The organism is Pseudomonas sp. AMR01 (assembly GCF_041946035.1).
Lineage (GTDB): Bacteria > Pseudomonadota > Gammaproteobacteria > Pseudomonadales > Pseudomonadaceae > Aquipseudomonas > Aquipseudomonas antarctica_B.
In genome coordinates this window covers 110,182-128,828 of the sequence record NZ_JAUTYR010000008.1, presented here as the reverse complement: position 1 = coordinate 128,828, position 18,647 = coordinate 110,182, and the positions used below count along the sequence as shown (strand labels likewise).

Here is an 18,647-nt window from a genome sequence, read left to right as displayed (position 1 = left end):
CCACTATCAGATCGATTTGCAAATTCAATCGTGATCTATGTGACTTCTGGTTTGAACGATGACATCTAAGCCCTTAACTCCCCATTGATGGCATTTGCGTGGCAATACCGGCCCAAACGCAGGCTTTCTGGCACCTGAAATTTGCCGAAAGCCCCGGTTTGACTGGGCTGGCTACCAGCCGAGAGTTTCTTTCAGGAAGGGAATGGTGAGCTTGCGCTGGGCCTGCAACGAGGCCTGATCGAGCTGTTCGAGCAAGTCGAACAACGCGCTCATGCTGCGGGTGCCACGTGTGAGGATAAAGTGCCCGACTTCGTCAGTCAGGTGCAGGCCGCGACGGGACGCGCGCAATTGCAGGGCGCGCAATTTGTCTTCGTCAGACAAGGGGCGCATCTGGAAGATCAGTGCCAGGGTCAGGCGCGACTTGAGGTCAGCCAGCTTCACCGGCAGCTCGCGCGGCGAGGTGGAAGCGGCAATCAACAAACGTCGGCCGCTGTCGCGCAGGCGATTGAACAGGTGAAACAGCGCCTCTTCCCACTCCGCCTTGCCGGCGATGACTTGCAGGTCATCAAGGCAGACCAGTTCGTATTGTTCGAGGTGGTCGAAAATTCCGATACCGCGATCCATCAACTCGGCCAGCGGTAGGTAAACCGCCCGTTCACCCATCTGCTCAAAGCGCAGGCATGCTGCCTGTAACAGGTGGGTACGCCCCACGCCGTGCTTGCCCCACAGATAGATCAGGCTTTCAGTCCACCCGGCGTCGGCTTCGCAGAGCCGCTCGACATAGCCGAGTGCAGCGGCATTGGCGCCTGGGTAGTAATTGATGAAGGTGGCGTCGTCACGCAGACGCACACCCAAGGGCAGCTGAATCGGTTTCATGCTGACTGAACGGCTCCAAACGAGCCGTTGGTGGCCTCTGTGTAAAGTTTGCAAAGTTTATACCCGTGACGCTGGGCGCACAATGCAACAGACCGCAAGCAAAATCAAAGGTTTGCGTTACTTGGGGCGATTTGCGCAAATAGCCTTGCCGCCTGCCCCAGAAACGACAAACCCGGCCGGAGCCGGGTTTGTGATGCAAAGGTTACAGTTTGGGGTCTTCGACCCCGGCGTACGCATCCGAATGCTTGTACAGATCATGCAGATGGCGCAGCAGCACCATGATCACCGCCGCCACCGGCAGAGCCAGCAAGATGCCGGTAAAACCGAACAGCTCGCCGCCAGCCAGGATCGCAAAGATCACCGCCACCGGGTGCAGGCCAATCCGGTCGCCGACCAGCAACGGCGTGAGCACCATGCCTTCCAGCGCCTGGCCCACCATGAACACCGCGACAATCCCGAGCATCGGGTACAGGTCGCCGCCAAACTGGAACAGCCCCGCCACCAACGCGGCGCCAATACCAATCACGAACCCCATGTACGGCACGATAGCGGCCAAGCCTGCGATCAAGCCGATCAATAGACCCAGCTCCAGCCCAATCGCCATCAAGCCTGCGGCATAGATAATCCCCAGCGCCAGCATCACCAGCAATTGACCCCTCACGAACGCGCCGAGCACCTCGTGGCACTCCTCCGCCAGCGAGACGACTTGCTCCTCACGGTCGCGCGGCAGCAGGCTGCGGATCTTGGCCATCATGATGTCCCAGTCGCGCAACAGGTAGAACGCCACCACCGGAATCAGCACCAGGTTGGTCAGCCAGCCAATCAACGCCAGGCTGGACGCCGTGGCTTGACTGAGCACCACACCGACAATATCGGTGGTCTGGCCCATGTGCTCGCTGATGGCCGCCTTGACCTTGTCGAACTTCCAAAAACCATCCGCCAGCCCCAACTTGGCCTGGGCCCACGGCATGGCCGTGTGCTGCAACCAATCAAGCATCTGCGGCGCCAGTTCATACAGACGGAACAGCTGCTTGGCCAACATCGGCACCAACACCAACACCAGCGCAGTGATGATCATGGTAAACAGGGCAAACACCGCCACCACGCCCCAGGTGCGTGACAGGCCGGCTTTCTCCAGGCGATCCACTACGGGATCGAACAGATAAGCGAGCAGCAACGCCACCAGAAACGGCGTCAGGATCGAATGCAGCAAGAACACAAACACGCACAGCAGGACAATCCCGCCAAGCCACACCCAACGACGCGTATCCGCCATATACCACTCCTTCTGATTATCTATTGCCCACTTCTATATATAGAAGGAAGACCACTCACTTCTTACTTACCAGCGAAAACGCAGTTGCGCCTGAGGCTCGGGAGCGGCAGGCGGCTGAGTGCCGTCCGCTACCGGTGGCTGAGCAGGCGCCTCACCTGCAGGCACCTCCGTCAGCTTGGCCAGGCTCAACTGAGTGCGTAACTGATCGGCGCTGCCGTTGACGCGATACACAATCCGATTGCCATCCACGCGCTGCGGCTGACCGCCAAACGGCTCCAGCAGATGACCCAGCGCGGCATAGCGCTCCAGGGTCATGCCCTGTACTTCGAGCAATTGTTCAGTGGTGACGCCCGGTTTGACCGCAAAACGCGGCGCCAGTTTTTGGCTGACCGCCAGCATCACCGCGTCAGCGACCGCGCCGGTGTCGGCACCTTGCGCAGTGCCCTGCTCGCTCTTGTCGCCCAACCACAGGCGCCATTTGGCCTGCCATTGGCTGCCTTCCTGGCGAGCGTGAACCGCGAGCAAGGCGTCGGCGCCGTAGCGCTCGGAAGCGGCGCGCAGTGGCGTGGCATCTGCGCTTTCAAGATTAGGCGCAGTGGCCACAACCTGCTCCTGCAAGTCGCCCAGCGGCAAGCGCAACGGCAAACCACGGTGCTGGGCTGCGCGACGCAGGGCTTGGGCAACCGCCTGGCCGTCACCGATCAAGCTGCTGCCTTCGGTGGAATCGTTCAGCCACCAGCCGAGGATCGATGGCCGATTGCTGCCCCAAATGGACAAGCCCGCTTCGCGCAACGCGCGGTCGGTGCTGACGGGGTCGAAATCCACTTGCAGGCTTTCCGGTGGTCCGGCGTCGTAGCCGTATTGGCTGATGATTTGTTGCGGGTCTTTGCGGATTGCCGCCAGGCCTGGCCCCTCGGCGGCCTTGGCGTCGCCCGTCAGGCGAATCACCAGGGTTTGCACGGCATGCTGGGTGGCTTGGTCGCGCTCTTGGGGCGACTGGCTGCTGACCGGTTCAAGCACTTGATAGAGGCCATTGAGGGTTTCGGCATGACTCGCCAGGCTGACAAAGGACAAGCAGCCTACAAAAAAGAATTTACACAGACGCATGGAAGATTCCCGAACGACAAATTTAGCGGCTGGAACAGACCGCGTGAACTCGGCTTGGCAAGGCTGTGACAGCAGCGACCGGTAAAACATTCACGGGGTCCTGGTAAGTTTTCATACTGTCATAACGATAGCGGATTCAAGGCTATACCTTAATGGGTGCCATGGCAGACCCAATCAGCATTTTTTTAACCTATATGGCCCTGCCCGTCGGCCCGAGGATGGCCGCTGCCCCTCAAGCCTGATAAAATCGCGCGCCTTCGCAGACCGTCAACGGCTGAGCCTCTTCAATGAAAGCCCCGCCAGCTCGGTCGTTACCCAGAAATCCCCCCTAAAGGCCTGGATCATGAGCAAGCAACCCTCCCTGAGCTACAAGGACGCCGGTGTAGACATCGACGCCGGTGAAGCATTGGTCGAACGCATCAAGAGCGTCGCCAAGCGCACTGCGCGCCCCGAAGTCATGGGCGGCCTGGGCGGTTTTGGCGCCCTCTGCGAAATCCCGGCCGGCTACAAACAGCCGGTTCTGGTCTCCGGCACCGACGGCGTGGGCACCAAGCTGCGTCTGGCGCTGAACCTGAACAAGCACGACAGCATCGGCATCGACCTGGTCGCCATGTGCGTCAACGACCTGGTGGTGTGCGGCGCCGAGCCGTTGTTCTTCCTTGACTACTACGCCACCGGCAAGCTCAACGTCGAGACCGCAACCCAGGTTGTGACTGGCATCGGCGCTGGCTGCGAACTGTCGGGTTGCTCGCTGGTTGGCGGTGAAACCGCTGAAATGCCAGGCATGTACGAAGGCGAAGACTACGACCTGGCCGGCTTCTGCGTTGGTGTTGTAGAAAAATCCGAAATCATCGACGGCTCCAAAGTCGCTGCCGGTGACGCCCTGCTCGCGCTGCCATCCTCCGGCCCGCACTCCAACGGTTACTCGCTGATCCGCAAGATCATCGAAGTGTCCGGCGCCGACATCGAAACCATCCAGCTCGACGGCAAGCCGCTGACCGACCTGTTGATGGCCCCGACGCGCATCTACGTCAAGCCACTGCTCAAGCTGATCAAGGACACTGGCGCAGTCAAAGCCATGGCCCACATCACCGGCGGCGGCCTGCTGGACAACATCCCGCGCGTGCTGCCAAAAGGCGCCCAGGCGATTGTTGACGTAGCAAGCTGGACGCGCCCTGCCGTGTTCGACTGGCTGCAAGAAAAAGGCAACGTCAACGAAACCGAAATGCACCGCGTGCTGAACTGCGGCGTGGGCATGGTCATCTGCGTGGCTCAAGAGCACGTGGACACCGCGCTGAACGTACTGCGTGAAGCAGGCGAGCAGCCTTGGGTCATCGGCCAGATCGCGACTGCTCCGGAAGGCGCAGCTCAGGTTGAACTGAAAAACCTCAAGGCTCATTAATGTCTGCGACCTGTGATGTCGTGGTGCTGCTTTCCGGCACCGGCAGTAACTTGCAGGCCCTGATCGACAGCACGCGTACCGGCGACAGCCCGGTGCGCATCGCTGCGGTGATTTCCAACCGCAGCGACGCCTACGGCCTGCAACGCGCCAGGGGCGCGGGCATCGACACCCGCTCGCTGGATCACAAGGCTTTCGAGGGCCGCGAGGCCTTCGACAGCGCCTTGATCGAACTCATAGACGCCTTCAAGCCAAAACTTGTAGTACTTGCCGGTTTCATGCGCATCCTCAGCGCTGATTTCGTGCGGCACTACGAAGGGCGCCTGCTCAATATCCACCCTTCCCTGCTGCCCAAATACAAAGGTTTGCACACGCACCAGCGCGCGCTAGACGCTGGCGACAGCGAGCATGGCTGCAGCGTGCACTTTGTGACCGAGGAACTCGACGGCGGGCCTCTGGTCGTACAGGCAGTGGTTCCGGTAGAGTCTGCAGATTCGGCGCAGACACTTGCGCAACGGGTTCACGCCCAGGAACACAAGATTTACCCACTGGCTGTTCGCTGGTTCGCCGAGGGCCGGTTGATTCTCTGCGAACAGGGTGCATTATTGGACGGTCAGTTACTCGCGGCCAGCGGCCACTTGATTCGAACCTAGGAGATTTTATGCGTCGCGCCTTGCTCTTCGCTTTTGCGCTGTTCGCCTTGCCAGCCGTGCAAGCAGCAGACCTTCACCCTTTCTCCGCCAGCTACACCGCCGACTGGAAACAGTTGCCCATGAGTGGTTCGGCCGAACGCAGCCTGACCAAGAACAGTGATGGCACCTGGACCTTGAATTTCAAGGCTTCCATGATGATCGCCAGCCTCACCGAAACCAGCGTAATCCTGTTCGACAAGGACGCCCTGCAACCGAAGAGCTACTCCTTCGAACGCGGCGGTCTGGGCAAGGCGAAGAAGATCAACCTGGATTTCGATCAGGCAACCAAAAAAATCACGGGCTTTGAAAACAAAGACCCGGTGAACGTCACCCTTGAAAGCGGCATGCTCGACAAGTCGACATACCAGCTTGCCTTGCAACGCGACGTCGCCGCCGGCAAAAAAAGCATGAGCTATCGCGTGGCTGAAGGGACCGACGTCGACACCTACGACTTCCGCGTGATCGGCCCGGAAAAGGTCCAGACCAAAGCCGGCACCATTGACGCGATCAAGGTTGAGCGTGTGCGCGACCCGTCGCAAAGCAAGCGCATCACCCAGATGTGGTTTGCCAAAGACTGGGACGGCATTCTGGTTGCCCTGCGTCAGGTGGAAACCGACGGCAAGGAATACAACATCATGCTGCTGGACGGCACCGTTGACGGTAAGTCTGTCAAAGGTAGCTGATGGGCTGATGAGTCAAAAAAGAGCCTCGCTGAATGCGGGGCTTTTTTTCGTCTGCAGATTCTATGTTAAAGCTTCTGCCGCCTTCGCGAGCAAGCCCGCTCCCACATTCGACCGCGTGCTCATGTTGGAGCTCGGTCATGTGTGGGAGCGGGCTTGCTCGCGAAGGCGTCAGCAGCCTCAACACGAGATAAAAGACCCACTCAAACATGAAACCTTTGTCATAAAACTCAACATCCTGCGGCCCCAAACCACGGTTTACGCGGCCTGCAGCACTGTTGCGTTTCTTGCAAAGAATAGTTGTGCGAAAAGTCGGTTTACTTAGCAAGCTAACAAAACATATAACAAAGGCCTGCGACGACTTGCCGCAGATCAACCAGAGATTGGAGCAAGCAGATGACTGTAAAAGTAACTGAACGCGACGATGCACACATGTCCCACGAAGCACTGGGCCATGGGATTCACATCTGGGATGTCCATCAACAAGACCAACTGGTCGGCATGTTCCATGACGAGAACGAAGCCCACAATTATAAAAACGAGCTCGAAACTCTCGAAATGAAACGCCAGGCACCAAGCTCCTGAAACTTTGAAATCGCGTAGACGCCCGGTCCCCGCAGCCGGGCCGCCTACACCCGAAAACCCCGCCATGTGAGCGGGGTTTCTCGTTTACAATCCCCCGCGTTCCGAAGCGTCTACGCAAAAAATATAAAAAACTGACACATCTTACGTAGTTTGAAGACCCGCGCTACAACCCCATCTTTCTCGGTCAATTAGCCTGCTCCAGGCACCTCCAGCCCACACTTACACGCTTGCATGACCGCCAGCTCACTGCCGAAAAGTCCGCCCGGCCCGTCCTGAATAAACGGTTCGGCAAATTTCGTAACAACAAATAGACATTTGGTAATAGTTCTCGATACCATTCGCCACCTTCCAACAGGGCTCATGGATAAGGAATTCGATTTGATGCACGGTAACCACAGTACGCCGGAAAAGTCGTTGCTTGAGCGTTGGGGCGAAGCACTCGCCACCCCGCAGTTCCAGGCTAACCACATCACCCTTGATGCTCTGATCAGCACCCTGGCACCTGCCGCCGAGCGCAGCTTTCAACGATTGATTCAGGCGCTGTTCCGCGAAGGCCTGCTGGACCCTGACACGCGCACCTATGACGAACACGGCCAGTGCTGGCTGACCCTGCCTGACCACACCCGCCTGCGCTTCCATCACCTGCGTCCTGGCCGCATGGCGAGCTGGGACCTGCGCGGCGGCGTCACACTCCTGCGTGATGATCAGCCCGAACAGAAGATTCAGTTCCCGTCGCAACTGTTGACGCTGCTCAACAGCGCACTTGAATCATCGGCAGACCCGCAAGTGCTGAACCGGCTCAACACCGAGATCGACGACAGCTTCGTCAACGACACCTTGTGCCTTGCCTTTCACGAGCAATGGACGCTCAAGCTGCAGGCCGCCATGGCCCCGGCACATCAGCACAACCTGCTGAGCCATCTCAAAAACGATCCCGACGTGACCAACCCCACCTCCGTGCTTGAGCAGTGGGGCACGCTGGGTCATCCATGGCACCCCAACTACAAGACCAAGCTGGGGTTGGCCACGGACCAGGTCATCAACTTCTCTCCCGAATTTGAAGCACGCTTCCCCGTCGTACTGTGTGCGCTGCATCGCCAGTACGCGCACGTTGAAGCATTGGCCGGTACCGCTGATTACTGGCCTTGGTGGCAGAACCACTTCCCGCAAGCCGCTCAACAACTGAGCGCTGCACTGACCGCCCAAGGACTTGAGGCCGGCGATTACTTGCCTCTGCCCGCTCACCCCTGGCAAGCACGCCAGGAACTTCCGCAGCTGTTCGCCAATGAAATCGGCGACAAGTTGCTGGTGCTCACCGATATCGTCGCGTTTACCGCTCACCCCACCATGTCCTTCAGAACCGTGTTGCCGGAAGGCCGCTGCGATGCACCGATGGTCAAACTTCCGGTTTCACTGCGGCTGACCAGTGTGCAGCGCACGGTGTCGCCGCGTTCGGCGCGCATGGGCCCGAGAATCAGCCATCTGCTGTTGACGATCCTGGAGCGCGAGCCTGAGATTCAGAAACTCCTCAGCATCGTTCCCGAGCGGATCGGCGTGCACTTCAAGCCGCAACCCGCCAATGATGAACACTCACGCCATCTGGCCGTGTTGTACCGCGACAACCCGCAGAGCCTGCTCCAACCCGGCGAAATGGCGGTGCCCGTTGGCAGCCTGTTTGCCATCGACCAGCACGGGCAGCCGTTGCTGAGGCAATGGGTTCGCCTGAGCCAGGGTCAGGACGACGGCCAGGCCATGCTCGCCTTTTTCCGCGACTACGCAGCCATCGCCGTGCCCGCCCTGTTGGGCATGTATCTGCGTTATGGCGTGGCGTTCGAGGCGCATCAGCAAAATTCCTTCATGGTCATGGGCGCAGAAGGGCAATTGAGCCGCCTGCTGTTGCGCGATTTCGGTGATATCCGCATCGACCGCAAAACCCTGCACGCCCACGGCCTGGACATCGAACTGCACGACCCGAAGATGACCCTGTACGACGACGCAGGCTTCGTGCGCGACAAGCTGCTGCACACCGTCTTCATGTGCCACTTGGGTGAACTGGTGTTGCTCGGCGCGCGCCACTTCGATATCCCCCAGGCATTGCTCTGGCATGAACTGTCGACGCAGGTCAGCCAATGTTTCGACGATCTGCGCAGCGACGTCGAACCCCAGCGCTGGGCGACCGAACGCGAAGCCCTGCTGGAGCAGGACTGGCCGGCCAAGTCGTTTATGCGCATGCGCCTGCTGGAGAGCCACGCCGATATCGTCGGGCGTCTGCCAAACCCGCTGAGCGCCGCCGCCGATGCAGGCTAACAACACGGCGCTGCGGCTGCTGGTAGTGATTCAGTTGGTGTCGATGGGGGCCATGGAAATGAGCGGCCCCTTCTGGCCGCTGCAAATCCAGAAGCTGCTTGGCGCCGACAATGCCCACTACACCGGCCTGCTGTCATCGCTGGTGTATGCCGGGCCGATGATGGCGGCGATGGTCCTCACGCCAATGTGGGGGCGACTCGGTGACCGTACCGGCCACAAGCCGATGATCATCCGCGCATTGCTGGCGCTGGCGGTGTGCCAGGCGCTGGCGGCTATCACTTACGACCCGTGGCTGCTGGTGGCTATTCGCGTGGCGCAAGGTGCGCTGGCCGGTTTTATCGCGGCGGCGCAAGCGTATGCACTGGCCTGCTGCGGTGAGGGCGGGCGCGGGCACATTCTGGCTCGGCTGCAATCGGCCACCGCCGTGGGCTCGCTGGCCGGGCCGGTGCTTGGCGGTTGGCTGATGGACGTTTCAGGTTTCGCACTGCTGTGCTACAGCGCTACCGCCGTCTGCCTGGTGTGCGCGCTGATCAGCGCGTTCCTGCCCAGCGATGCGCCACGATCGCGACCACTCAACACCGCCAAACCCGGCGCTCTTCCCAAGGGCTGGCTCGGCGCGATGCTCGGCATCATCGTCTTGATTCAAGCCGCCAAGATGATGCCTCAACCGTTTTACGCCCTCTACGTCGCCGATGTGCTGCACGCGCCTGCGTGGTTGATCGGCGCCAGCTATGCCGCCAGCGCACTGACCCTGGCACTGTCCGCGCCGCTGTGGGGCCGCCTGTTTGACCGGCATCAACCTGCGCACACCCTGCGCGTTATCGAATGGGTCACGTGGGCCTGCGCCTTGACCCTCGCCTTCACGGCTCTGGCCAGCGAATGGCTGGGGTTTCTCGCCAGTCGGCTGCTGTGGGGCGTGTGGCAAGGGGCATTGTTGCCCGTGGCCTACACCCTGATTGCCAACACGGTTGCACCCAGCCAGCAAGGGTTTGCCCTCGGCCTGGGCAACAGCGCCGCCAAAGCCGGCGCGCTGTGCGGGGCGCTGATCGGCGGTATCGGCATGGGAATAGTCGGCCTGGCGCAGAGCTTCTGGCTCGTCGCACTGACGTACGCCCTGGCCGCCGTGGGCATCCGCGCCATCCGTTCGTTCACCCGAACACCTGAGACATCGCGCTTTTCTGTCAATACTTCTAATAACTCAAAGGCAAGTTCATGAACAAATCGCAACTGGCAGTGCTGCTACCGCTACTCGGGTCGATAAGCGTCCCGGCCTGGGCCGATCAGACCGAAGCCACTCAGGACGCGCCCGCCAACCTGCAGCTACAGGCCACCGTGGTCTCGGCCACACGCAATGAAACCAGCATTGCGCAGATTCCAGGCTCAGTGCAGGTGATCAACGAAGAACAGATTCGCCAGCAGGCAGGCACGGGCCGCCGGGTTGCGGATATCCTCGGCCAATTGGTACCGGGCATTGCCCCTTCCAGCGGCGGCATGAGCAACTTCGGCCAGACACTGCGCGGGCGCAACACGCTGATCCTGATCGACGGCGTGTCCCAGAACGCAACGCGCGACAACTTCCGCCAGCTCAACAGCGTGGCACCGGAAAGTATCGAGCGCATTGAAGTCATTTCCGGCGCCAGCAGTGTCTACGGCGCAGGCGCCTCAGGCGGCATCATCAACATCATCACCAAGCGCAACAAAGGTGAAGACCTGGCCTTCAGCAGCAAGATCGGCATGACCGCCGGCAATAATTTCAGCCACAAGGGGTTTTCCTACGACGCCTTCCAAAGCGCCACCGGGCGCAATGGCCCGGTGGATTGGTACCTCTCGGGCAACACCGTGCAACGTAATGACCAGTTCGACGGCAACGGCAAACGCATTCCCCAGGACACGTCCCAGGGCAGCAACATGGACACCGACACCTACGACCTGCAAGGGCGCTTCGGCTATGAGCTGGATGACGACAAAAAGATCAGCCTGTCGCTGCAAGACTACAAGGACGAGCAAGACACCCGTTACACCAAGAACCCCCGCATCACCGACACCGCCGTCGCCGTCAAAGGCCTGGACCTGGACGACCAACCGTTCACCCACAACCAGGCGGTCAACCTTAACTACGCCGACAAGGACTTCTACGGCCAGGGTTTGCAGGTTGAAAGTTACTGGCGGCGTGCCGACGCACTGTTCTTCCCGGATTTGTCCCGGGGCCGCGCCGGCGTGTCCGACAACAACAGCGTGCAGGATGTGTATGGCCTGCGTGCAGCCATCGATACGCAAATGCCGGACATCGGCCCGGCGACCGGCAACCTTGTCTGGGGCGCTGACTACGATCATGAAACTTCACGCCAGCGTGGCGACCAGTACCAGGTCAATGGGCTGAACTACACCAAGACCGGTACCACCTTCGAACTCGGCCCCGACATCGCGACCACCACCAAAGCCATCTTCGGTCAGCTGTCCTACGACATCGATGACTGGACCCTGCGCGGCGGTGTACGTCGTGAATGGATCGAAAGCGAGGTTTCCGACAGCATCGCCTATGGCGAAATCGTGCAGACCGGCAATCGCGCCACACTGCCGGGCGGCACGCTCAAATACGATGACACCCTCTACAACCTCGGTGCGGTTTATCACCTGAGCGAAAACCAGGATGTGTTCTTCAACTTCAGCCAGGGCTTTTCGCTGCCGGACATCCAACGCTTCCTGCGGGATGTGAACAGCAAGTACGACATTCAAAACCTGAATGCCCAGGCACTCAAAGTCGACAGCTACGAGCTGGGCTGGCGTGGCACCTGGGACAAGTGGCTGGCCAACGTCACGGCGTATGAAAACACCTCGGACGTCACGCAGTTCTACGACGCCAATGACCGTGTGCTGCGCCTCGTCAATCAGAAAGAGCGCGTGCGCGGCGTCGAAACCACTCTGACGTACAACGTCACTGACCAATGGTCGGTCGGCGGTACTTACGCTTACGCCAAAGGCGAAACCCGCCAGAACGGCCAATGGATCGACCTGCCCGCCACGCGCATCTCCCCGGCCAAAACCACGGCCTTTGTCGGTTATGACCATGGCGACTACAGCCTGCGCTTGCAGGGCATGCGCCTGGATGACTACGACGCTGCGTTCAAGGACAACAACGGCCGCGACATCAAAGGCTACACCCTGGCCGATTTACTCGGTTCGGTCAGGTTGCCGGTCGGTCGTCTTGAAGGTGCGGTGTACAACCTCACCAACCGCAACTACCAGAACATGTTCGCCCAGGCCAACGCCCGTGCGCCGTACCCGAATGCCGAAGGTCGTACCTTCAGCGTGAGTTACGCAGTGGATTGGTGATGGGCTGACGCTACGCGCTAAAACACAAACCCCGCCTTTTGAGCGGGGTTTGTGTTATGGGGTTTGCGACTTTGGGGGCGCTTCGCACCCCAACGCGGGCAAGCCCGCTCGCCACAACGTGTTCTAAAGCCTTACCACATCAGATCGTCGGGGATCTGGTAGGCGGCGTACGGATCATCTTCATCCGGCACCTGGCTTTCGGTGAGGATGTTCAACTGGATAATGCGCTCCGGCGCGCGCTCCTGAATTTTCAGCGCGGCTTCGCGCGGGATCACTTCGTAACCGCCACCGTGGTGCACGATCGCCAGGGAACCGTTGCTCAGCTTGTTGCGCATCAACGTGTTGACCGACAGGCGCTTGACCTTCTTGTCATCCACGAAGTTGTAGTAGTCCTCAGTGGTGAGCTTGGGCAGGCGCGAGGTTTCGATCAGTTGCTTGACCTGAGCGGTGCGGGCCTTGGCCTCGGCTTTTTCCTGTTGCTGACGGTTCAGCTCCTGATCGCGCTTGATCTTCTCGGCCTTGGCTTCCTGGGCCTGGCGCGCCTGGGTGTCATCGGCTTCGACCTGACCCTTGTGGACCAGGCGCTGCTGTTTCTGCTTCTCTTTGCCGACCTGCTTGGCCTGCTTCTGGTTGACCAGCCCTGCTTTGAGCAACTGGTCGCGAAGGGAAATGCTCATGGTGCTTACTCACTTAGGCAGCCGCTCAACCGCAGCTGGACATGTTCTTTTCCTGACGCTTGGCTTCACCCCACAGGGCGTCCAACGTTTCGAGGGTGCAATCTTCTATGGGTTGGTGCGTGTCGCGCAATGCCTGTTCGATAAATCGGAAACGTCGTTCGAACTTGGCATTGGCGCCACGCAACGCAGCTTCCGGGTCGACCTTGAGGTGACGGGCCAGGTTGACCGCTGCAAACAGCAGGTCACCGACTTCATCGGCGATGGCCGCCGCGTCGTTATCGGCCATGGCTTCAAGCACTTCATCCAGCTCTTCGCGCACGTTGTCGACCACCGGCAAGGCGGATGGCCAGTCGAAGCCGACCTGGCTGGCGCGCTTTTGCAACTTGGCGGCCCGCGACAGGGACGGCAAGGCAGTGGGCACATCATCGAGCAGGGACAGTTGCTCGGGGGCGCTGGACTTCTGCGCGCGTTCCTCGGCCTTGATCTGTTCCCAGCGTTCCTTGACCTGCTCTTCGCTGAGCTGCGGGATATCCAACGGCGCGTACAAATCGCCGGTAGGGAACACATGGGGATGGCGACGGATCAGCTTGCGCGTGATGCTGTCGATCACCCCGGCGAACTCAAACCGCCCTTCTTCGCGCGCCAGTTGGCTGTAATACACCACTTGGAACAACAGGTCGCCGAGTTCACCTTGCAGGTGGTCAAAGTCGCCGCGCTCGATGGCGTCGGCGACTTCGTAGGCTTCTTCGAGGGTGTGCGGCACGATGGTCGCGTAGGTTTGCTTGATGTCCCACGGGCAACCGTATTGCGGGTCGCGCAGGCGGCTCATCAGGTGCAGCAGGTCTTCAAGTGAATACATCAGTCTCTTTCCGCTGAAGTGGGAACGCTGAAGATTAAATGTGGGAGCGGGCTTGCTCGCGAATGCGGTGGATCAGTCACCCGATGTATTGACTGATCCACCGCATTCGCGAGCAAGCCCGCTCACACAAAAGCCCTCCCACATTTTAGTCCGCGTTCACCCAGATGTTCATGGCGTGCGATTACGCCGCGTCTCAATGATGTTCGGCAACTGGGAAATCCGCCCCAGCAACCGACCCAGCGCGTCCAGGCCCGGGATCTCGATGGTCAGGGACATCAACGCGGTGTTGTCCTCTTTGTTCGAGCGGGTGTTGACCGCCAGCACGTTGATCCGCTCGTTGAGCAGCACTTGCGACACGTCGCGCAGCAAACCGGAACGGTCGTAGGCACGAATGATGATGTCCACCGGATAGGTGAGCACCGGCACCGGGCCCCAGCTGACCTGGATGATTCGCTCAGGCTCGCGCCCGCCGAGCTGCAGCACCGAGGCGCAATCCTGGCGGTGAATGCTCACGCCACGGCCCTGAGTGATGTAGCCGACGATGGCATCGCCCGGCAACGGCTGGCAGCAGCCCGCGATTTGCGTCATCAGGTTGCCCACGCCCTGAATCTGGATGTCCCCGCGTTTGCCCGGTTTGTAACCGGTGGCTTTGCGCGGGATCAGTTCCAGCTGTTCGCTGCCGCGCTCCGGCTCGACCAGTTGCTGCGCCAGGTTGACCAGCTGCGCCAGGCGCAAATCGCCGGCACCGAGGGCGGCGAACATGTCTTCGGCGATCTTCATATTGGCCTTTTCGGCCAGCTTGTCGAAGTCCACCTGCGGCAAGCCCAGGCGTGCCAGTTCGCGCTCGAGCAAGGTTTTACCGGCCGCGACGTTCTGGTCGCGGGCCTGCAATTTGAACCAATGAACGATCTTTGCCCGCGCACGCGAGGTGGTGATGTAGCCCAGGTTCGGGTTCAGCCAGTCGCGACTCGGCGTGCCGTGCTTGCTGGTGATGATCTCGACCTGTTCACCGGTTTGCAGGCTGTAGTTGAGCGGCACGATGCGCCCGTTGATCTTGGCGCCCCGGCAGTTATGGCCGATTTCGGTGTGCACGCGGTAGGCAAAGTCCAGCGGCGTGGAGCCTTTGGGCAAGTCGATGGCGTGGCCGTCGGGGGTGAAGATGTAGACCCGGTCCGGCTCGATATCCACCCGCAGCTGTTCGGCGAGGCCGCCGATATCGCCCAGTTCTTCGTGCCATTCAAGCACTTGGCGCAGCCAGGAAATTTTCTCTTCGTACTGGTTGGACCCGGCCTTGACGTCGGTGCCCTTGTAACGCCAGTGCGCACACACCCCAAGCTCCGCCTCTTCGTGCATGGCGTGGGTGCGAATCTGCACTTCCAGCACCTTGCCCTCGGGGCCGATCACCGCAGTGTGCAGCGAGCGATAGCCGTTTTCCTTGGGGTTGGCGATGTAGTCGTCGAATTCCTTGGGAATGTGCCGCCACAACGTGTGGACAATACCCAGCGCGGTATAGCAGTCGCGCATCTCCGGCACCAGCACACGCACGGCGCGCACGTCGTAGATCTGGCTGAAGGCCAGGCCCTTGCGCTGCATTTTGCGCCAGATGGAATAGATGTGTTTGGCGCGGCCGCTGATGTCGGCGTCTACGCCGGTGGCCTGCAACTCGGAACGCAGCTGGCCCATCACGTCACTGATAAAGCGCTCGCGGTCGAGCCGCCGCTCGTGCAGCAACGTTGCAATCTGTTTGTATTGGTCGGGTTCGAGGTAGCGGAAGGACAAGTCCTCCAGCTCCCACTTGATATGGCCGATGCCCAGGCGGTGCGCCAGCGGCGCGTAGATGTCGAACACCTCGCGAGCCACGCGGTTGCGCTTCTCGTCGTCGGCGGTTTTTACCGCACGAATCGCGCAGGTACGCTCGGCCAGCTTGATCAGCGCGACGCGCACGTCGTCGACCATGGCCACCAGCATCTTGCGCAGGTTCTCGACCTGGCCCTGAGTGCCCAGCACCAGGGATTGACGCGGGCTGAGGCTGGCGCTGATGGCCGCCATGCGCAGCACGCCGTCGATCAACTTGGCGACCACGGCGCCAAACCGCTGGCCGACCATCGGCAGCTGAATATGCCCTTCGCGCACGCCGCGATAGAGCACGGCGGCGATCAGCGAATCCTGGTCGAGCTTGAGATCGGCGAGGATCTCGGCGATTTCCAAGCCGGTGCGAAAGCTTGAAGTGCCTTCGGCCCACAGGTTCTTGGCCGCATTGTTTTGCTGCTCAGACTCACGAGCGAACTCGCAAGCTGCTTTCAAGGCTTCACGGTCCAGTGCCGGGTCGACACTGATGGCATGATCCAGCCATGCCTCGAGATTGATACTGCCGTCGGTGTTGATCGGCTGGTGTGCTCTCACCTGTACCATCTTGCTTACCTTCCCTACGACGCATCTTCGATGCGCCAAAAATCATCGCTGACCCGCTGCGTAACCTAAGGCTACGTACAACTCCCTGACAGGTCACAGCCCAGGAGATTACAGGCCAGTCGGATTAAACGGGCATCCTAGCCCGCTTCAAATAACGCCATGGCCTCGACATGCGCCGTTTGCGGAAACATGTCGAGGATCCCGGCACGCTTTAGCCGGTAGCCTTGCTTGACCAACTCAACCGTGTCCCGCGCCAGCGTTGCCGGGTTGCAGGACACATACACCAGGCGCTTGGCGCCCAGTGTGGCGAGCTCTCGCACAACCTCCAGGGCACCGTCGCGGGGTGGGTCCAAGAGTACCGCAGAAAAGCCCTGTTTGGCCCATTGCGCGTCGGTCAAAGGCTGAGACAAATCGGCCTGAAAAAACTGCACATTATGCAAATTGTTGCTTACGGCATTCAGTGCGGCGCGCTCGACCATGGTCTGCACGCCTTCAACCGCCACCACTTCACGCACCTGTTTGGCCAGCGGCAGTGCGAAATTGCCCAGCCCGCAAAACAGGTCCAACACCCGCTCTTCGGGCTGGGGCGCCAACCAGGCAAGGGCCTGGGCGACCATAGTTTGGTTTACCTCGGCATTGACCTGCACAAAATCTCCCGGACGATAGGCCAGCTCCAGGTCCCACGGCGCCAACCGATAGCCCAACGCGGCCTCCGCGTTCACTGTCGCCGGCTGGCCCTCTCCATGCAGCCACAATTGTGCGTCATGGAACGTGCAAAATTCGTTAAGGATCAGCAGGTCCGCGTCGGACAACGGCGCCATATGCCGCAACAACACGGCGATGGACGAACCGCTGAATAACTCCACGTGCCCCAGCGCCTGAGGTTTGCTCAAACGACGCAGCATGTTTGGCAAACGCTGCATGATCGGCTGCAAGGCCTGTACCAGCACGGGGCAATCGTCGATGGCGACGATGTCCTGGCTGGCCATGGCGCGAAAACCTACTTCAAGATGTTTCGCCTTCGCATCCCAACGCACCGCCACGCGGGCGCGGCGTCGGTAGCCGAATTCTGGCCCACTCAAAGGTGCAGCCCATTCTTGCGGTTCGACACCCGCCACACGCGACAGTTGCTCGGCCAGCATGCGCTGTTTCAGTGCGAGTTGTTCGCTTTGGGGCAAGTGCTGCACGCTGCAACCGCCGCAGCGGCCAAAGTGCGCACAGGGTGCCGGACGGCGCAGTTCGCTGGCCTTGAACACACGCTCGGTGCGGGCCTCGACCACTTTGCCGTGGGCACCCAATACCCGCGCCTCAACCTCTTCACCGGCCAGCGCACCATTCACAAACCAGGTACGCCCCTCAAAGAACACGATGCCGCGGCCATCGTTGGCCAGGCGCTCGATGGTCAGGCGTTGTTTCTTGCCCACCGGGATCTGCGGGGCCCGGCTGCCGCCCGTCGGTTGGAAGCGCAAGCCTCTCTCGTGCTTGGCCATCAGTTGGGTTCGTCGAAGATGCCGGTCGACAGGTAACGGTCGCCTCGGTCACAGATGATCGCGACGATCACCGCGTTTTCAACTTCCCGCGACAAACGCAGCATTCCGGCCACAGAGCCACCGGAGGACACACCGCAGAAGATGCCTTCTTCACGCGCCAGGCGACGGGTGGTGTCTTCGGCTTCACGCTGGGCCATGTCGATAATGCGGTCCACGCGGGTCGCGTTGTAGATCTTCGGCAAATACTCTTCAGGCCAGCGGCGGATACCCGGAATGGCCGCGCCTTCCATCGGCTGCAGGCCGACGATCTGGACGTTCGGGTTCTGCTCCTTGAGGTATCGCGAGTTGCCCATGATGGTGCCGGTGGTGCCCATGGAACTGACGAAATGGGTGATGGTACCGCCGGTCTGACGCCAGATTTCAGGGCCAGTGGAGGTGTAGTGCGCTTCAGGGTTATCGCCATTGGCGAACTGGTCCAACACCAGGCCACGGCCTTCGGCGGCCATGCGCTCGGCGAGGTCACGCGCGCCTTCCATGCCTTCTTCCTGGGTCACCAGGATCAATTGGGCGCCATAGGCGGTCATCGCCGCCTTGCGCTCGGCACTGCCGTTGTCGGGCATGATCAGCACCATCTTGTAACCCTTGATCGCAGCGGCCATGGCCAGTGCGATACCGGTGTTACCCGAGGTGGCTTCGATGAGCGTGTCGCCTGGCTTGATCTGCCCACGCAGCTCGGCACGGGTGATCATCGACAACGCCGGGCGGTCCTTCACGGAGCCGGCCGGGTTGTTCCCTTCGAGCTTGAGCAACAGGGTATTGCTGGTTTCACCCGCCATGCGTTGCAAGCGGACCAGGGGCGTGTTGCCGACGCAATCGGCGATTGTAGGGTACTGCAAGGTCATGGCGTATTCGCAATCCAGACTGCGGGGGCAGACATCATACCGGGAAAGACTG

General features: G+C 60.5%; 15 protein-coding genes. 7 read left to right on the top strand and 8 right to left on the bottom strand.

What is annotated here, in order from left to right; genetic code table 11:
- Positions 1 to 171: 171 nt before the first annotated feature.
- From hda to Q7C20_RS10315, 3 genes are all read right to left on the bottom strand, one after another.
- Positions 172 to 876, bottom strand: coding sequence for a DnaA regulatory inactivator Hda (gene hda, locus Q7C20_RS10325; RefSeq protein ID WP_348055668.1), 705 nt, complete (start codon positions 874 to 876; stop codon positions 172 to 174).
- Between the two features lie 202 nt (positions 877 to 1,078).
- Positions 1,079 to 2,152 carry an AI-2E family transporter gene (locus Q7C20_RS10320; RefSeq protein WP_375067111.1) on the bottom strand — a complete coding sequence of 358 codons (1,074 nt, stop codon included), beginning with the start codon at positions 2,150 to 2,152 and terminating at the stop codon, positions 1,079 to 1,081.
- A 66-nt stretch (positions 2,153 to 2,218) separates the two neighbouring features.
- Positions 2,219 to 3,259 carry a DUF2066 domain-containing protein gene (locus Q7C20_RS10315; protein WP_375067109.1) on the bottom strand — a complete coding sequence of 347 codons (1,041 nt, stop codon included), beginning with the start codon at positions 3,257 to 3,259 and terminating at the stop codon, positions 2,219 to 2,221.
- A gap of 343 nt (positions 3,260 to 3,602) precedes the next feature.
- On the opposite strand from Q7C20_RS10315, the gene purM reads away from it, so the two are divergent.
- The 7 genes from purM (at position 3,603) to Q7C20_RS10280 (ending at position 12,255) form a co-directional block, all read left to right on the top strand.
- Positions 3,603 to 4,661, top strand: coding sequence for a phosphoribosylformylglycinamidine cyclo-ligase (purM, locus tag Q7C20_RS10310; RefSeq protein WP_071482944.1), 1,059 nt, complete (start codon positions 3,603 to 3,605; stop codon positions 4,659 to 4,661).
- Entirely contained in the window at positions 4,661 to 5,311 is a 651-nt protein-coding gene (gene purN / locus Q7C20_RS10305) for a phosphoribosylglycinamide formyltransferase (protein WP_375067107.1), read from the top strand. Before purM ends, purN begins: the two co-directional genes overlap by 1 nt.
- Before the next feature lie 8 nt (positions 5,312 to 5,319).
- Positions 5,320 to 6,033: a DUF3108 domain-containing protein gene (locus Q7C20_RS10300; RefSeq protein ID WP_348059491.1), complete on the top strand. Its 714-nt coding sequence runs from the start codon at positions 5,320 to 5,322 to the stop codon at positions 6,031 to 6,033.
- A gap of 393 nt (positions 6,034 to 6,426) precedes the next feature.
- Positions 6,427 to 6,615 carry a hypothetical protein gene (locus tag Q7C20_RS10295; RefSeq protein ID WP_348059493.1) on the top strand — a complete coding sequence of 63 codons (189 nt, stop codon included), beginning with the start codon at positions 6,427 to 6,429 and terminating at the stop codon, positions 6,613 to 6,615.
- Positions 6,616 to 6,996: 381 nt separating this feature from the next.
- The gene (locus tag Q7C20_RS10290) at positions 6,997 to 8,922 is read left to right on the top strand and encodes an IucA/IucC family protein (RefSeq protein WP_375067105.1); all 1,926 of its coding nucleotides are present in this window, start codon (positions 6,997 to 6,999) and stop codon (positions 8,920 to 8,922) included.
- Positions 8,912 to 10,138 carry an MFS transporter gene (locus tag Q7C20_RS10285; RefSeq protein ID WP_375067103.1) on the top strand — a complete coding sequence of 409 codons (1,227 nt, stop codon included), beginning with the start codon at positions 8,912 to 8,914 and terminating at the stop codon, positions 10,136 to 10,138. Before Q7C20_RS10290 ends, Q7C20_RS10285 begins: the two co-directional genes overlap by 11 nt.
- The gene (locus Q7C20_RS10280) at positions 10,135 to 12,255 is read left to right on the top strand and encodes a TonB-dependent receptor (protein WP_375067101.1); all 2,121 of its coding nucleotides are present in this window, start codon (positions 10,135 to 10,137) and stop codon (positions 12,253 to 12,255) included. Before Q7C20_RS10285 ends, Q7C20_RS10280 begins: the two co-directional genes overlap by 4 nt.
- 131 nt (positions 12,256 to 12,386) lie before the next feature.
- Here Q7C20_RS10280 and Q7C20_RS10275 read toward each other — a convergent pair whose 3' ends face one another.
- From Q7C20_RS10275 to cysM, 5 genes are all read right to left on the bottom strand, one after another.
- Positions 12,387 to 12,932 carry a DUF2058 domain-containing protein gene (locus Q7C20_RS10275; protein ID WP_348059499.1) on the bottom strand — a complete coding sequence of 182 codons (546 nt, stop codon included), beginning with the start codon at positions 12,930 to 12,932 and terminating at the stop codon, positions 12,387 to 12,389.
- A gap of 25 nt (positions 12,933 to 12,957) precedes the next feature.
- A complete protein-coding gene (gene mazG / locus Q7C20_RS10270; protein ID WP_375067099.1) occupies positions 12,958 to 13,791 on the bottom strand; it encodes a nucleoside triphosphate pyrophosphohydrolase in 834 nt (277 codons plus the stop codon).
- Positions 13,792 to 13,959: 168 nt separating this feature from the next.
- Complete coding sequence (relA, locus tag Q7C20_RS10265) at positions 13,960 to 16,203, bottom strand: GTP diphosphokinase (RefSeq protein WP_348059503.1); 2,244 nt, start codon at positions 16,201 to 16,203, stop codon at positions 13,960 to 13,962.
- A 137-nt stretch (positions 16,204 to 16,340) separates the two neighbouring features.
- Complete coding sequence (rlmD, locus tag Q7C20_RS10260; protein ID WP_375067097.1) at positions 16,341 to 17,693, bottom strand: 23S rRNA (uracil(1939)-C(5))-methyltransferase RlmD; 1,353 nt, start codon at positions 17,691 to 17,693, stop codon at positions 16,341 to 16,343.
- Positions 17,693 to 18,595, bottom strand: a complete 903-nt coding sequence (gene cysM / locus Q7C20_RS10255; RefSeq protein WP_348059507.1) for a cysteine synthase CysM — start codon at positions 18,593 to 18,595, stop codon at positions 17,693 to 17,695. Before cysM ends, rlmD begins: the two co-directional genes overlap by 1 nt.
- Positions 18,596 to 18,647 lie beyond the last annotated feature (52 nt).

What these genes read in the sequence shown, in the direction of transcription:
- cysM (WP_348059507.1), bottom strand. Translation starts at nt 18,595, where the DNA reads ATGACCTTGCAGTACCCTACAATCGCCGATTGCGTCGGCAACACGCCC.
- Q7C20_RS10295 (WP_348059493.1), top strand. Translation starts at nt 6,427, where the DNA reads ATGACTGTAAAAGTAACTGAACGCGACGATGCACACATGTCCCACGAA.
- purM (WP_071482944.1), top strand. Translation starts at nt 3,603, where the DNA reads ATGAGCAAGCAACCCTCCCTGAGCTACAAGGACGCCGGTGTAGACATC.
- Q7C20_RS10320 (WP_375067111.1), bottom strand. Translation starts at nt 2,152, where the DNA reads ATGGCGGATACGCGTCGTTGGGTGTGGCTTGGCGGGATTGTCCTGCTG.
- Q7C20_RS10290 (WP_375067105.1), top strand. Translation starts at nt 6,997, where the DNA reads ATGCACGGTAACCACAGTACGCCGGAAAAGTCGTTGCTTGAGCGTTGG.
- Q7C20_RS10280 (WP_375067101.1), top strand. Translation starts at nt 10,135, where the DNA reads ATGAACAAATCGCAACTGGCAGTGCTGCTACCGCTACTCGGGTCGATA.
- Q7C20_RS10285 (WP_375067103.1), top strand. Translation starts at nt 8,912, where the DNA reads ATGCAGGCTAACAACACGGCGCTGCGGCTGCTGGTAGTGATTCAGTTG.
- hda (WP_348055668.1), bottom strand. Translation starts at nt 876, where the DNA reads ATGAAACCGATTCAGCTGCCCTTGGGTGTGCGTCTGCGTGACGACGCC.
- mazG (WP_375067099.1), bottom strand. Translation starts at nt 13,791, where the DNA reads ATGTATTCACTTGAAGACCTGCTGCACCTGATGAGCCGCCTGCGCGAC.
- Q7C20_RS10275 (WP_348059499.1), bottom strand. Translation starts at nt 12,932, where the DNA reads ATGAGCATTTCCCTTCGCGACCAGTTGCTCAAAGCAGGGCTGGTCAAC.
- relA (WP_348059503.1), bottom strand. Translation starts at nt 16,203, where the DNA reads ATGGTACAGGTGAGAGCACACCAGCCGATCAACACCGACGGCAGTATC.
- Q7C20_RS10315 (WP_375067109.1), bottom strand. Translation starts at nt 3,259, where the DNA reads ATGCGTCTGTGTAAATTCTTTTTTGTAGGCTGCTTGTCCTTTGTCAGC.
- purN (WP_375067107.1), top strand. Translation starts at nt 4,661, where the DNA reads ATGTCTGCGACCTGTGATGTCGTGGTGCTGCTTTCCGGCACCGGCAGT.
- rlmD (WP_375067097.1), bottom strand. Translation starts at nt 17,693, where the DNA reads ATGGCCAAGCACGAGAGAGGCTTGCGCTTCCAACCGACGGGCGGCAGC.
- Q7C20_RS10300 (WP_348059491.1), top strand. Translation starts at nt 5,320, where the DNA reads ATGCGTCGCGCCTTGCTCTTCGCTTTTGCGCTGTTCGCCTTGCCAGCC.